Annotated in this window: 13 protein-coding genes; 3 read left to right on the forward strand and 10 right to left on the reverse strand. The window is 33.5% G+C overall.

Annotated elements, in window-relative coordinates:
• The first annotated feature begins 130 nt into the window (after positions 1-130).
• Complete coding sequence (locus OF897_RS17510) at positions 131-577, forward strand: hypothetical protein (RefSeq protein WP_267266968.1); 447 nt, start codon at positions 131-133, stop codon at positions 575-577.
• 32 nt (positions 578-609) lie between these two features.
• On the opposite strand, the gene OF897_RS17515 is transcribed toward OF897_RS17510, so the two are convergent.
• From OF897_RS17515 to lpxB, 10 genes are all read right to left on the reverse strand, one after another.
• Complete coding sequence (locus OF897_RS17515; protein ID WP_267266969.1) at positions 610-1,272, reverse strand: DUF6048 family protein; 663 nt, start codon at positions 1,270-1,272, stop codon at positions 610-612.
• The gene (locus OF897_RS17520; RefSeq protein ID WP_267266970.1) at positions 1,238-1,708 is read right to left on the reverse strand and encodes a DUF6452 family protein; all 471 of its coding nucleotides are present in this window, start codon (positions 1,706-1,708) and stop codon (positions 1,238-1,240) included. Before OF897_RS17520 ends, OF897_RS17515 begins: the two co-directional genes overlap by 35 nt.
• A gap of 3 nt (positions 1,709-1,711) precedes the next feature.
• Positions 1,712-4,192, reverse strand: a complete 2,481-nt coding sequence (locus tag OF897_RS17525) for a zinc-dependent metalloprotease (protein ID WP_267266971.1) — start codon at positions 4,190-4,192, stop codon at positions 1,712-1,714.
• 43 nt (positions 4,193-4,235) lie between these two features.
• Positions 4,236-5,642 (reverse strand): 23S rRNA (uracil(1939)-C(5))-methyltransferase RlmD, encoded by a 1,407-nt coding sequence (gene rlmD / locus OF897_RS17530; protein ID WP_267266972.1) that lies wholly within the window; start codon positions 5,640-5,642, stop codon positions 4,236-4,238.
• Positions 5,643-5,809: 167 nt separating this feature from the next.
• Positions 5,810-7,345 (reverse strand): TlpA family protein disulfide reductase, encoded by a 1,536-nt coding sequence (locus tag OF897_RS17535; RefSeq protein ID WP_267266973.1) that lies wholly within the window; start codon positions 7,343-7,345, stop codon positions 5,810-5,812.
• 182 nt (positions 7,346-7,527) lie between these two features.
• The gene (locus OF897_RS17540; protein WP_267266974.1) at positions 7,528-8,295 is read right to left on the reverse strand and encodes a succinate dehydrogenase/fumarate reductase iron-sulfur subunit; all 768 of its coding nucleotides are present in this window, start codon (positions 8,293-8,295) and stop codon (positions 7,528-7,530) included.
• 24 nt (positions 8,296-8,319) lie between these two features.
• Positions 8,320-10,332, reverse strand: a complete 2,013-nt coding sequence (locus OF897_RS17545) for a fumarate reductase/succinate dehydrogenase flavoprotein subunit (protein WP_267266975.1) — start codon at positions 10,330-10,332, stop codon at positions 8,320-8,322.
• 16 nt (positions 10,333-10,348) lie between these two features.
• Positions 10,349-11,011 carry a succinate dehydrogenase cytochrome b subunit gene (locus tag OF897_RS17550; protein ID WP_267266976.1) on the reverse strand — a complete coding sequence of 221 codons (663 nt, stop codon included), beginning with the start codon at positions 11,009-11,011 and terminating at the stop codon, positions 10,349-10,351.
• 145 nt (positions 11,012-11,156) lie between these two features.
• The gene (locus OF897_RS17555; RefSeq protein ID WP_267266977.1) at positions 11,157-12,932 is read right to left on the reverse strand and encodes a ComEC/Rec2 family competence protein; all 1,776 of its coding nucleotides are present in this window, start codon (positions 12,930-12,932) and stop codon (positions 11,157-11,159) included.
• Between the two features lie 54 nt (positions 12,933-12,986).
• Entirely contained in the window at positions 12,987-14,096 is a 1,110-nt protein-coding gene (gene lpxB, locus OF897_RS17560; RefSeq protein ID WP_267266978.1) for a lipid-A-disaccharide synthase, read from the reverse strand.
• A gap of 108 nt (positions 14,097-14,204) precedes the next feature.
• On the opposite strand from lpxB, the gene OF897_RS17565 reads away from it, so the two are divergent.
• Both OF897_RS17565 and OF897_RS17570 read left to right on the forward strand, forming a co-directional pair.
• Complete coding sequence (locus OF897_RS17565) at positions 14,205-14,714, forward strand: DUF2480 family protein (RefSeq protein ID WP_267266979.1); 510 nt, start codon at positions 14,205-14,207, stop codon at positions 14,712-14,714.
• 108 nt (positions 14,715-14,822) lie between these two features.
• Complete coding sequence (locus OF897_RS17570) at positions 14,823-15,467, forward strand: DUF937 domain-containing protein (RefSeq protein ID WP_267266980.1); 645 nt, start codon at positions 14,823-14,825, stop codon at positions 15,465-15,467.
• Positions 15,468-15,494 lie beyond the last annotated feature (27 nt).

Genomic DNA, 15,494 nt, shown 5'->3' on the forward strand with positions numbered 1-15,494 from the left:
AATCTTTGGCAAATATAATATAAATTACAATTACATTAATATTGTATTAATTTTATTTAAAAAAAATCATTATTTTGCTTACATTACAACAACAAATACTCATTTACCAATTATTGAAAAACAAGTCATTATGAAATATTTTATCATAACATCAACAATATTATCATTAACGATATTAAGTTGCAAACCAAAAGCTGTTTCTTCTGAAAAATCAATTTCTAAGGTTGAAAAAATATCTTTATCTGAAAGAACCAGAGGAACAAACAGAACTTTTACATTATCAAACGGAAAATTAGAGTCATCTATTAATGGAATTATTAACAATAAGGAAATTTCTCAGAATGATTGGTCTAAAACTACAGATTTTGCAGATAAAATAAAACTTGAAGAAATCTCAAAATTAGAAGCGCCATCCACCAAACGATATAGCGATGCTGCACTGGCTTCAATTATAACCATCACTAAAAACGAAACTGAATATCAATCTTCAGCTTTTGATTCAGGAAATCCTCCTGCGGAATTAAAAAGTCTTTATGTTGAAATTCAGAAATTGATAGAAACAAAAAAAAGCAAGTAAAACCTGCTCTTTTTTATTTTTAAAATACATATTTAAAATTTATACGCTATATTCCAGGCAAAACCCATTGTAAATTTATTAGAGCTTTTTCCAAAACCAGGAACAATCATGGGTACAACTTCATCTTGCTTTCCGGCTACAACCAAATATCTTGGCTGCATACTCACATCGATGTAAAAATTAGATTCAAATAATTGTACTCTTCCTCCTAAAGTTCCTTCCAGCCAAAATGAAGATTGCGAAGATGACGGCATTGAGACAGATGAACTGTTTCCTGCATATCCTCTTACCGGAATTGCCATATATTCCTGAGTATAAAATGCTCCTGCAACTTTTCCACCTCCATAAAATCCGTTAAAATCATTTTCACGATCTCTTGCCAACATATAAAAGGCTCCGATTTTCACGAAAGGTCCGCTTGCTTCAGCATCGTATCCGTTATTTTGGTAAATATTTTTATCAAAACCAGCTTCAATGATTCCGTGAAAATTATCTTTAATTCTTGATGAAACAAATCCCTGAAACATTTGTCTGTCCGAAAAAAATGAAACTCCTGCATTCAAAAGATCTACACCCACCATAAAATTGGGTTCGTACTTCCATTTTGGTTTTTCGGCTTCCTTCTTTTCCTGTGCAGATAAAGTCAGCAAACCGGAAACACTAAAAATTAAAGAATAAATTAGTCTTGTCTTCATTTTCTATAAAATTTTGCCCTTGTTCTACACTTTTCAAAGAGTTTGGCGTTGATAATACCGAATTTACATTTTCGTAATTTCTTTTCACACCACATCCGGGAGATACATAAATTGATTTAGTTGTATAATTGACCCGAACTCTCGTAGAATCTTCTTGAGTAGTAGTTTTCACATAAAGATCTGTAAAAGCAGAATCATCAACACGTAATGGAACAAATACAGAATCCACCGCAGTTTTCCAGCCCAAATCTATCATATTGGTACCAAGATCGGCATATACTCTGATAGAATCCACGTCTGCAATCTTATCCTGTTTTTTAAACATAATTTTTATTCTCGGTGTACCTTCACCGCTGTCGCAAATATCATCATCACCTCCACAAGAAATGATCGATGATAGTGTAAAAAAGAATAAAATGAATTTTAAATATTTCATAATTTATTTTGGATCTAAAGCTTTCTCAATACGGAAAACCAAATCTTCATAATGATATTTATTAACCAAATCGTTTGAAGCCGTTTTTGCAGAGAGATCTTTCTTGATTGTATTTAAATTCCCTCTTACGATTGCAGAAACATCAGATTTATCAGAATTTTTAGTATCAACTAATTTAATTAAAGTATCAACATAATTTCTCTGAAGATTTCTTCCGTAAATATCTGCATTATCTTTTTTAATAATTGAATTATTCATATCCGAGAAAAATTCAACCAAAGAATATGAATTTTGATCAACTGCTTCCGATTGATACAAACTTTGAAGCACAAACGGACTTAAAACTCTACCCAAAACTACATTCTGAATTTCTTCAACAGTTTTTACAGGAGTTTTTCCTGTTTTCTCAAAAATATCTTTTTTCAATAACCATTGTGGTGTAGTGAAAACATTTTCATTTAAAAACTGCATCGCTTCTTTCTGATCTTTTTTCGCTACAACTTCGTAAACTGATCCCGATTGTTCTGCCGTTTTCGGAGTTTCCATTTGTCCACCAATATATTTTGAAACGTGACCTAAATATCTTTTGAACTGCGTCGTTACCTGATCGTACATCATATCAAGATTTTTATAATCTTCATTTGGAGTTTTCGTCCAATCATTCAGATTATCAACAATTCTCTTTAAATTTTTAATTCCATAAGTACTTGCAATCATGGCATTATCACCAACCTGCTCACTTTGAGATCTTGGATCTAAAGGATTGGATTCTGTCCCAAACCAAAGTCTTTCGTTTTTAAGATTTTTAATTACCCATTTATTAAGGTGTTCTTTTTCTGCATCAGGAGTTTTAAATTGATTAAATCTTTTATAACCCCACTCGATTGCCCAATCATCATAATCACCAATTCTTGGGAAGATCCCTGAATCTCCGATATTGTCTTCCGGCTGCGCAACATAATTAAATCTTGCATAATCCATAATCGAAGGAGTGTGACCGTTTTTCTCCAACCATTTTTTATCTCTAAGCTTTTCAACAGGAACTGTCGAGCTTGAGCCGTAGTTATGTCTTAAACCTAAAGTGTGACCAACTTCATGCGAAGAAACAAAACGAATCAATTCACCCATCAGTTTTTCGTCAAACTCCATTTTTCTAGCTCTTGGATCATTTGGGGAAGCCTGTACAAAATACCAGTTTCTAAGCAACAACATTACATTATGATACCAGTTGATATGACTTTCTAAAATTTCACCCGTTCTTGGATCTGCAATTGAAGGTCCTGAAGCATTTGGTACATCTGAAGGTTTATAAACGATAGCAGAAAATCTTGCATCTTCCAAACTCCATTCTGTATCAACTTTAGGATCAGGAATTTTCGCAACAATTGCATTTTTGAATCCGGCTTTTTCAAACGCTTTTTGCCAATCATTAACTCCCTGCATTAAATAAGGAACCCATTTTTTGGGAGTTGCCGGATCAATATAAAATACAATTGGTTTTGCAGGTTCTACCAACTCACCTCTGTTATATTTTTCTACATCCTGCGGTTTTGGTTCAAGACGCCATCTTTTTACCAATGAAATTCTTTTTACACCTTGAGGATCTAAATCAAAATCAGTATAGCCCACTGTAAAATAACCCACTCTCGGATCGAAATATCTTGCCTGCATTTTGTTTTCAGGAAGAAGAACGAAAGAAGAATTGATTTCGACGGTATAATTTCCACTAATTTTTGGTGCAGGTCTTCCCGGAACGGCCGGAGTTACGGGCGTTCCTAAAGTTCTTGCAAAAGTTTTAGTCGTGTTAATTTCAATATTCGTCGGGAAAGATTTCACGAAATTCACAAAAGACATATCTTTTTGGAAAGTTCCGACTCTGTAAGAATCTTTAGACCAAACCGAAAAAGAAGTCAATTCGTTATCAGAATTGAGAATATCTGTAACTTCAATTACAGAAGAATTTTTCTTTACTCCGTAAGCTTTTACATCAAAAGACTTAATGATAGACTGCACATTATTTCTCGTCACGGAATTATACATCTGCGACGTAGAATCTTTAGCATAATCTACATGAGAAATCGAACGTAACAAAATTTTATCTTTTGGACCTTTTTCAAAAGCGATTACTTGCTGCCCAATCTGATCTCCCGCATAACCTGAAGTTCCCGAACGCATTCCTGCAGCAGCTTTTGTTAATCTTGTCACCAAAAGAAATTCCTTTTTCAACATAGAATCAGGGATTTCAAAATAATATTTGTCATCAACTTTATGAACTGTAAAAACTCCCTGATCTGAAACCGCTTTATCGGTAATAATATCTTTAAATGGCTTGATCAGACTTTTCTTTTTATCGTCTTTTTTTACAACAGCAGTATCTTTTTTTACAGTTGCCGCAGAATCTTTCTCTTTTTCCTGAGAAAATAAATTTTGCTGGCTGAAAAACAATGCACCAACTAAGAAAAAAGCTTTACCGTTCTTTATCATATTCATTAAACTTTTGATTTTTATATTTTCAAATTTAATTAAATTATTTTTTAATCAACAACGCAATATTTTCAACATGATGCGTTTGCGGGAACATATCTACCGGCAAAATTTTCACCAAAGCATAATGATCTTTCATCAAAGCCAAATCTCTAGCCTGAGTCGCAGAATTACAACTTACATACACCACTTTTTCAGGAGCTAATTTCAAAATCTGCTCAACCACTTTTTGGTGCATTCCGTCTCTTGGTGGATCGGTAATCAAAACATCAGCTTTAGGATGATTTTCTAAAAATTCGTCATTGAAAACGTTTTTCATATCACCACAATAAAAAGTCGTGTTGGTTAAACCGTTTAATTCAGCGTGTTCGATAGCCGCATCAATTGCTTCCTGTACAGATTCAATTCCGATTACGTGTTTTGCATTTCTTGCAACATATTGAGCAATCGTTCCTGTTCCGGTATATAAATCGTAAACTACTTCATCACCTTTTAAATCAGCAAATTCAAGAGTTTTTCTGTATAATTCTAAAGCCTGTTTGTAATTAGTCTGAAAGAACGATTTTGGCCCAATTTTAAATTTCAAACCATCCATTTCTTCCATTAAAAATCCTTCTCCGAAATAAACATTTACATTTAAATCGTAGATAGAATCATTTTGCTTTGGATTAATTGCATAAACCAAAGTCTTTATCTGTGGGAATTGCTCCAGTAAAAAGTCAAAAAGCTGAGTGCGGTTTTCTTTTTCTTCTCTGTAAAGCTGGAATAAAACCATCCATTCGCCTTTAGAGTTTTGTCTCATCATCAAAGTTCTCAGGAAACCTTTCTGCTCTTTTACATCAAAAAAGTCTAATCCTTTATTCTCCGCAAATTTTTTAACTGCCAAACGAATTGCATTAGAAGGATCTTCCTGAAGGAAACATTCTTTTAAGTCTAAAATCTTGCTCCACATTCCCGGAATATGGAAACCAAGCGCATCCCTGCTTCCAAAATTTTCTTCAGAACTTATTTCATATTGAGAAAGCCATCTTGCATTGGAGAAAGAGAATTCCATTTTATTTCTGTAGAAATATTGCTCTTCTGCTCCCAAAATGGGAACGGTTTCAAAATCGTCGATTCCGCCAATTCTTTTAATATTGTTATAAACTTCTTCCTGTTTAAAATCAAGCTGCTTTTCGTAGCTCATATTTTGCCATTTGCAACCGCCACAAGTTCCAAAATGAATACACTTCGGTTCAACTCTGAATGGTGATTTTTCAACAATCTCTTTTACTTCAGCCTCAAAATACTTTGACTTTGATTTTCTCACTCTTGCATTCACCACATCTCCTGGAATAGCTCCCGAAATCAATACCGTTTTTCCTTCTTCAGTTTTTCCAATAGCTACACCTTTTGCACCTGCTGCAAAAAGTTTTATATTTTCAAGAATTACGTCTTTCTTCTTTCTCATAACAATTCACTGTGACGGAAAATAGCTTTCTACTCTAAATTCCATCTAATTTTTCTATTTTTTCTAATAAATTCTTTGAAACCTTTCAGTTTCAAATCTGTCTGCAAAAATACAATAAAAAAAACCTTATCCGAAGACAAGGTTTTCTTTATATTTTATTAAAGTTTTTATTTTTTTGCCTCTACAGGAGCCGGTGCTGTTTGCGGAGCTTGCTGTAATGCAGAAGGATCAATTTGCAATTGCGCTGCAGGATTAACTTTCGGAGCAGATAAACCGGTTTGCTTATCCAAAACCGTAATCAAATCCTGATCTCCAAGATTGTTGAAAGTTCTGCTTGCAATTTTCCCATTTTTATCTACAATTACGAAGCTCGGTAATTTGAAACCATAAACTCCATATTTTTTAGCAACATCAGAGTTTAAACCTCCATCGCCATAAACATTTGTTCCCTGAATCCCTTTTAACAAAGCGTTGCTTGTTTTTGTAAACTGATCTTTAGTATCATCTACATTTACAAATACGAAATTCATTTTAGACTTATAGAAATTTACAACTTCTTTCAAAACAGGAACTGTTCCTTCAGCGATGTAAGGATTCCAAGATGCATAAAACACCATCATGTAAGGTTTCCCTTTGTTCTCACTTAATTTATAAGCTGATCCGTCTTGCTTTACCAAAGAAGCTTCCGGAGCATCGTCACCAACTTTAAATCCGTTGATTGCGAACTGCATTTTTTTCAAATCAGCTTTAATTGTAGCATCTTTGATATCTTCTTCGATAATTTTTTTGATTTTATCTGTTGTAGCAGCCGGAGTTTGCGGATGAATATCAGACTGAGCCATTACAAACGCCAATAGATAATCTTTTTCAGTTTGAGAAACTTCTTTTTGACCTTTTAAATATTCGCTGAATAATTCTGAAGTCGTAATATCAGTTTTACCTTGAGCTTTTCCTTGAGCAAATGTTTGGAAACCTGAACTCATTTTAGTTAAAAGATATTGTCTGTAAAACGGACTCATCTTTATCATCGAATCTTTATTTTCCTGAAGCTTAGTTTCGTAATCTGTGAAAACTTTACCCAATTTGAATGAAGGGTTGTTTCCAGACATTTGCTTTTTAGTCATTTCATAATTTACCATTAAATTAAGAATTGCCACTTTAGCATCTGTTTTTTTCCATTCAACTACTTCTTTTCCAGGATTGAATTTTTTGATGTTTTCTTCAATATTTTTATTGATATCAGCTTCAATTTTCTGCATTCCTTTCACATATTTCGCTTCATCACCTGCAGCCAATTCCTGAATATTCAGAGTCTGACCGTAAGTCATTAAGAATTTCTGACAAGCCTGGAAGAAATCATTATCAGCTTTCCCGTCACCTGTAACTACATATTCATTCGGGAATGTAGCAGAATTACCAGAAATATTGATAGACTGACCTCCTTTAAGGAAGATTAAGTTTTGCTTTCCTGCATAATTAATTACATACATCCCATTTTTTGGAGCTTCGAAGCTTCCTGAGAAATTTCCGTCTTTATCAACACCAATGTTTATCAAAGGTAATGTTGCAACACCTGAAGCTTCAGCAAAATCAATTCTCTCTAATGGAGAACCACCTGCGATTTTTCCTTTTACTTCAACTTTTTTTGAACAAGACACCGCAAATATTGCAATGACAAACAACAAAAGATATTTTTTAATCATTATTGTACTATAATTTTTTTTAAAAGATTGAATCTTCGATTTCATTTTTGATTTTAAATAATTTAGCAAAAGTAAGTTTTTCAACTCAACTAGATATAATTTTTGAACTTATTTTATGAAAGATTTAACTAAAAATCGCCTTCCTTGAAGAAGACGATTTTATTATTTATTTTAAAAACAGATTATCCTCTGTCTGCATAGGCAGCCATGTACTCTCTGTTCATTCTTGCGATATTCTCAAGAGAAATTCCTTTAGGACATTCTACTTCACAAGCTCCTGTATTTGAACAGTTTCCGAATCCTTCGTCATCCATAGCTTTCACCATATTCAGAACTCTTCTCTTCGCTTCTACTCTACCTTGAGGTAGAAGAGCATACTGAGAAACTTTAGCTCCTACGAACAACATTGCAGAACCGTTTTTACAAGTCGCCACACAAGCTCCACATCCGATACAAGCTGCAGCATCCATTGCTTTGTCTGCATCTTCTTTAGGAACGGGAATTGCGTTTGCATCCAAAGTATTTCCTGAAGTGTTTACCGAGATAAATCCACCTGCAGCCATTACTCTGTCGAATGCGCTTCTGTCTACCATTAAATCTTTAATAACAGGGAACGCAGCACTTCTCCAAGGTTCAATAACGATTGTTTCACCGTCTTTAAACATTCTCATGTGAAGCTGGCACGTTGTAATTCCAGTATCCGGACCGTGAGCTCTACCATTGATGTAAAGAGAACACATACCGCAGATTCCTTCACGACAGTCGTGATCGAAAGCGATTGGTTCTTTTCCTTCGTTGATAAGGTTTTCGTTCAGAATATCCAACATCTCCAAGAAAGAAGAATCTGTAGATACATCTGATATTTTGTAGGTCTCAAACTGACCTTTAGTTTTTGTATTTTTTTGTCTCCAAATTTTCAGCGTAAGATGAAGGCCTTTTTTTGCACTCATAATTTTATATTTATAGGTTGGAGATTATTTATAACTTCTCGCTTTAACTTCGATGTTCTCGTAAACAAGATCTTCTTTATGCAGAACTTCATTTTTAATATCATCACCTTGATACTCCCAAGCTCCTACATATTTGAAGTTAACGTCATCTCTTTCAGCTTCACCTTCAGGCGTAGCGTGATCTTCTCTGAAGTGACCTCCACAAGATTCGTTTCTGTGTAAAGCATCGATAGCCATTAACTGTCCTAATTCGATAAAGTCTGCCACTCTGAAAGCTTTTTCAAGTTCAGTATTCATACCTTCGGCTTCACCCATTACTTTTACATTTTGCCAGAAATCTTTTTTCACTTCATCAATTTCTGCAATTGCCTCTCTTAAACCTTCAGGAGTTCTTCCCATTCCAACTTTATTCCACATAATGTGTCCTAATTTTTTATGGAAATGGTCTACTGAATGTGTTCCTTTATTATTAACAAAGAAGTTTACTTTGTCTTTGATTTCTTTTTCAGCTGCGTCGAACTCAGCAGAATTCGTAGGAATCTCTCCTGTTCTGATGTCTGCAGAAAGATAATCTGCAATAGTGTAAGGAAGAACGAAATATCCATCTGCCAAACCTTGCATCAATGCAGAAGCTCCCAATCTGTTTGCTCCGTGGTCTGAGAAGTTAGCTTCACCGATAACAAAACATCCAGGAATTGTAGACTGTAAGTTATAATCAACCCAAACACCACCCATTGTATAGTGAACAGCAGGATAAATCTTCATTGGAGTTTTATAAGGATCATCCGCTGTAATTTTTTCGTACATTACGAATAAGTTACCGTATTTTTCCTCAATCCAAGCTTTTCCTAAATCGTAGATTTGCTGTTCTGTAGGATTGTGAATATGCTTTTCAATAGCAGATTCTTTACCTTTTTTCATGATTTCTGTAGAGAAATCTAAGTAAACACCTTCTTTAGTATCGTTATTTTCGATTCCGAAACCAGCATCACATCTTTCTTTACCCGCTCTAGACGCAACGTCACGAGGAACCAAGTTTCCGAAAGCAGGATATCTTCTTTCTAAATAGTAATCTCTGTCTTCTTCTTTAATATTTTCAGGTCTCAATTTACCTTCTCTGATCGCAACTGAATCTTCAATTTTCTTAGGAACCCAGATTCTTCCGGAGTTTCTTAATGATTCAGACATCAAAGTCAGTTTAGACTGCTGTGTTCCGTGAACCGGAATACAAGTCGGATGAATCTGTACATAACATGGGTTTGCAAAATATGCTCCTTTTTTATGAATCTTCCAAGCTGCAGAAACGTTTGACCCCATTGCATTGGTAGAAAGGAAATATACGTTTCCGTAACCTCCTGAAGCAATAACTACAGCGTGAGCTGAGTGTCTTTCGATTTCACCTGTTACCAAGTTTCTTGCGATGATACCTCTTGCTTTTCCATCTACGATTACCAATTCAAGCATTTCGTGACGGTTGTACATTTTCACTCTTCCTTTTCCGATCTGACGGCTTAATGAAGAATATGCACCTAATAATAACTGTTGACCAGTTTGCCCTTTTGCGTAGAAAGTTCTTTTAACCTGAACTCCACCAAATGAACGGTTATCTAATTGTCCGCCGTAATCTCTACCAAAAGGAACACCTTGAGAAACACATTGGTCAATAATATTTGCAGAAACTTCAGCTAATCTGTAAACGTTTGCCTCTCTTGCTCTATAATCTCCACCTTTGATAGTGTCATAAAATAGTCTGTAAGTTGAGTCACCATCTCCTTGATAATTTTTAGCTGCATTAATACCTCCTTGAGCAGCAATTGAGTGCGCTCTTCTTGGTGAATCTTGGTAGCAGAATGCTTTTACATTATATCCTTGCTCAGCTAAAGTAGCTGCAGCAGAACCACCTGCTAAACCGGTACCAACAACAATAATATCAATTTTATCTCTGTTGTTTGGTGCAACAAGGTTCATATGGTCTTTATGATGTTTCCACTTGTCTTTTAACGGACCCGCAGGAATTTTTGAATCTAATTTACTCATATTAGTATATTGATAATTATTGAGTTACGTAATGAAAAATTGCAATAAAAATAAAGCCAGCAGGAATCAAGATTGAATACCAGTTTCCGAAAGCTTTGATTACAGGAGTGTATTTTGGGTGTCTCGCTCCAATTGATTGGAATGAAGACTGAAAACCATGAGCTAAGTGTAAACCTAAAAGCACAAAAGCTATCACATACAATACAACTCTCCAGATATCGTGAAATTTGTGGTGTAATTCAGCGAAATATCTTGTTTCATCCGGAGTATTTCCCTGGATGTATTTGTAATTCATTTCCGGAAAATAAAAATCGTAGAAGTGAAGTACAAGAAACGCAAGAATCACCGCTCCTGAAATAATCATGTTTCTAGACATCCATGTAGAATTTGCAGCGCCATTGTTGTTTGCATATTTTACAGGACGCGCTTTGTTGTTTTTAATTTCTAAAACAAAACCCATCACAAAGTGAAAGATTACAGCAAACATAAGAATCGGCTGCATTAAATACTGCACCGCAGGATTATATCCCATAAAATGTGACGCTTCATTAAAAACGTCTTCACTGAAAACGGACATCATATTGGTAGACATGTGCATTACCAAGAAGATCAGCAGAAACATTGCCGAAAGTGCCATTGCATACTTCCTACCTATTGTAGAACTTGTTAAACTTGCCATATTAAGCTCAAATTTGAATTTCCACAAAATTAGGAAATGTTAACAATACTAAAAAGTGAGAAATCTCACTATTAGACAGTTTGTAATGTTTCTAAATAAGATTTGTAACGATATTTAATTCAAGGAAAACCTGTAAAATTTGAAATTACTTTAATTGATAAATTTGATTATTAAACTTTACCATTCTTGCAGAAGTTGGAATATTTTTGACTTCTATATTTTTTATTCTTCGTGAAGATAAATAGGGATTAATAATATATTGTTGAATTTTACTTTTATCCTTGTTTGAACTCAACCAAAATTCTACTCTATTCCCTTTTTTGATTGAAATAATAGTTTCTTTTTTATAATGGTGGACTAAAAAATCATCTCTTTGATTTTCAAACACATTAAAAGAAATTCTAACAATTAAAAATACAAAAACAGCTAAAATCAGATTAGAAATATTTTTTAAGCTGATTTTATTTAAAAGAAACCTCAGAAAATATACAATTCCAAACAGAGCAAAAACTTCAGTTAAGTTTAATGGGATATTTTCAAAAAAAACAGTATCAAAACCAGCAAACCAATGAATTATTTTTAATAAAATTTGAATGACAAAATCATAAATCAAATTAACAATTTCAAAATCTAAATTGAATCCAATTAATGCAGTCATTAAGAAAGAAAAAACAATTATTAATTCTGAAAACGGTACGATAAAAAAGTTTGCCAAAATTGAAATCAATGAAAACTGATGAAAATAATATAAAACCAAAGGCAAAGTTGCCAATTGCGCTGCGATTGAAATCGAAATTGTATTGTAAATAAGCTTTTTAAAATAATTATCCTGTCTTGGTAGATATTTCAAAATCGGTTGATTCAACCAATAAATTCCTAAAACTGCGAGAAAACTTAATTGAAAACCAACATCAAAAATCTGCTGCGTATCAATCATTAAAATAATAAATGCCGAAAGTGCCATAGAATGAAGCAAATCTGGTTTTCTTTGAAGCAAAACATAAATAAAATACACAGAAATCATAATGCAGGAACGTACAACAGAATTTCCAAATCCTATGAATACCGCAAAAATCCAGATAAAAATTAAGCTGATGATGATTGCATATTTTTTTAATTTAATGTATGAAAACCTCATCATCAAAAAATAAAACATCCCGAAAATCACGACGATATGCGTTCCCGAAATCGCTAAAAAATGCACCAAACCAGAACGGTTAAAATCCCGAACAGTTTCAGAATCTATTTCTGTACGGTCAGCGAGAATAATTCCTTTTAGAAATTCACGACTGCGAAAATTCATTTTAGAATCGTCGATTTCCTGTAAAGTTTCTAAACGTTTTTGTTTAATTTTCTCAGAAAAACTTACATCATTTCTTGTTGCAGAAGAAATTTCTCCGTTGATAAAGCATTGATAATAAATATTCTTTCGCTGTAAATATTTAGAATAATCAAACTGGAAGTCGTATTCGGGAGATTTGGGTTGAACAACATAAGCTTCTACTTTGTAATAATGATTGAAATCTAATTCTTTATGGTCTTTTTCAACACTTATGATTGCGTTGAAAGATTGATTTTCAACCTCAGCAAAAACATCATATTTTTTATATTTTTCGTTTGAGTTTAATTTTTTTGAAACTTTAAAAACTATGGTTTCATTGGTTTTTAAATTAAATTTTCCGTCATTCAATTGATTATAAAAATGAAACGAAATTCCTAATCCAAAAAATAAAACGACGAGAAAAACATTTCTAAACTTAAATAAAATCTGATTTTTCAGAAAAAGTAACCCGAAAAAGAGAAAAGAAAATAATAAAATGATCAGAATTGAATTCTGCTCAAAAGAAAATTTATCCTGAAAGAAAATTCCTAGCATAAAAGAAATGACAAGAATCAAGAGAGGTTGTCTGTCCAAAATCATTTGTGTTTGTACAGACTAAGTTAAAAAATTTTAGAATATGAAAACTAAATTCCTCTACTTTTTTAGATTTAAAATAATATCTGCCGCATTTTCACTTGCCCCTTTTCCACCTAATTTTTCTCTCAAAAGTTTGAAATCATCAAGCATTTCGCTTCTTTTTTTACCTTCGATAATGAAATTCAGTTCTTCGACAAGATTTTTTGTATTGAGTTCACTTTGAATTAATTCCTTCACCACTTCCCTGTCCATAATCAAATTCACCAACGAAATATATTTGATGTTTTTAACCAGTCTTTTGGCGATAGCATAAGAAATTTTACTTCCCCGATAACAAACTACTTCAGGAATATTCAGCAAAGCGGTTTCCAAAGTTGCCGTTCCTGAAGTGACTAAAGCGGCTTTCGAACACCTCAATAAATCATAAGTTTTATTGGAAACGAAATGCACATTATCATCAACATATTTTTGATAGAATTCTTTTTCCAAACTTGGTGCACCAGCAATCACAAACTGATAATTTTCAAAATGCGGACGAACAGAAAGCATGATTTCAAGCATTTTTTCAATTTCCTGTTTACGTGAACCGGGTAAAAGTGCAATGATCTCTTTTTCGTTTAAACCGTTTTCAGATTTAAAATTCTCAATATTAATTTCCTGAAGTGAAGAGATGGCATCTAATAATGGGTGACCCACAAAATGCGATTTTACTCCGTGTTTATGATAAAAATCTTCCTCGAAAGGCAGAATCACCATCATTTGATCCACATATTTCTTGATGATTTCTACACGACCTTCTTTCCATGCCCAAAGTTGTGGAGAAATATAGTAGATAACCTTAATTCCCAATTCTTTGGCAAATTTTGCAATTCGCAAGTTGAAACCTGGATAATCAACCAAAATCAAAACATCTGGTTTATTATTTTTAATGTCTTCTTTGCAAATTTTAATATTATTTAAAATCGTTCTCAGATTCATCGCAACTTCAAGAAAGCCCATAAAAGCTAAATCTCGGTAATGTTTCACCAATGTTCCACCTTGTTTCTGCATTAAATCTCCACCCCAAAATCTGAATTCTGCGTTGGAATCTTTTTCTTTTAAAGCTTTCATTAAATTACTTCCGTGCAAATCTCCGGAAGCTTCACCTGCGATGATGTAATATTTCATAAACGATGAGTGATGTACGATGAATGATTTTATCTATTGAACTGACAGTTTCAAACATCAAAGTTCAAATAATAATTGAGTAAATTTGCTTCAAAGATAATGATAAAAATGTCAGAAGAATTTGAAATAAAAAATAAAGTAGCTGCAAGTGGATTAATCAATTTCGACCTTACTGATTTGGTTCCTAAAGGCATCAGAAAAGGAATTGATTTAAAAGATTTTCTGTTTATGGAAATGGTTTTAAAAGAAAAAGATTTCCGTGAAAAAGTAGCCGCAATCAATGTTGAAGAATACCGAGATTCATATGTTTATGTGTATAATTCTGCAGATGCCATCGTTCCGCTTTGGGCGTATTTTCTGATTACTGCTAAATTGACTGAGGTTACTAAGAAAATCATTTTCGGAAATTTAGAAAATTTAGAGATAATCTTAATGCACGACGCCATTACAAATCACGATTTTTCGGAAATGAACGGAAAAAGAGTTTTGGTAAAAGGATGTTCGGATAAAGAAATTCCTGAAAACGCTTATGTAGAATTGGTGGAAAAAATTCAGCCGATTGTAAAATCTTTGATGTTTGGGGAGGCTTGTTCGAATGTTCCAATTCTGAAAAATTAATGCTAAAAGCCGAATTGTAATACCTTTTTGATTTTAATAAAAAATTTTCAGTTTGTGATATATTTTTTAATACATTTGAAAACTTAACAAATAAATTTTAAACACAAAATGAGTCTATTAGATCTTTTAACAGGAAACACAGGAAATCAGGTTGCAACACAGGCAGAAAACAAATTCGGTGTAAGCAAAACTCAAATTCTTGCACTTTTGGCAGTAGCTGCACCTTTGGTTATTTCGTACTTAAGAAATAAATCGCAAGACAGTAAAGAAGCTGAAGCTTTAAACAACGCTTTAGACAAAGATCACGACGGAAGTATTTTAGATGACGTTTCTCAAGCTGATGCAAGACAAAATGAAGGAGGTTCTATTCTTTCTCATGTCTTTGGAAACGACAAAAATACAGTTGAAAATAATCTTTCTCAAAACACGGGTATTTCTATCGACAAGATTGGACCAATTTTAGCAATGCTTGCTCCAGTAATCATGGGTTACATTGGAAAAGAGAAGCAACAGAATAATGTAGGAGCCGGAGGAATTGGTGATCTTTTGGGAGGAATTTTAGGAAATGCTCAAAACCAGTCTCAAGCATCAAACGATCCTTTAAGTAATATTTTGGGAAGTGTGCTTGGAGGTGGAACAACACAATCAAGCGGTGGACTTGGTGACATTTTAGGAAGCGTTCTAGGAGGCGGAAACAACAAACAAAGTGGTGGTCTTGGAGATATTCTAGGAGGTTTTCTTGGAGGAAAATAACCCTTATTACACTTTAAAAATATTTAA

The sequence above is a fragment of the Chryseobacterium formosum genome (assembly GCF_026460885.1).
GTDB classification, from domain to species: Bacteria; Bacteroidota; Bacteroidia; order Flavobacteriales; family Weeksellaceae; genus Chryseobacterium; species Chryseobacterium formosus.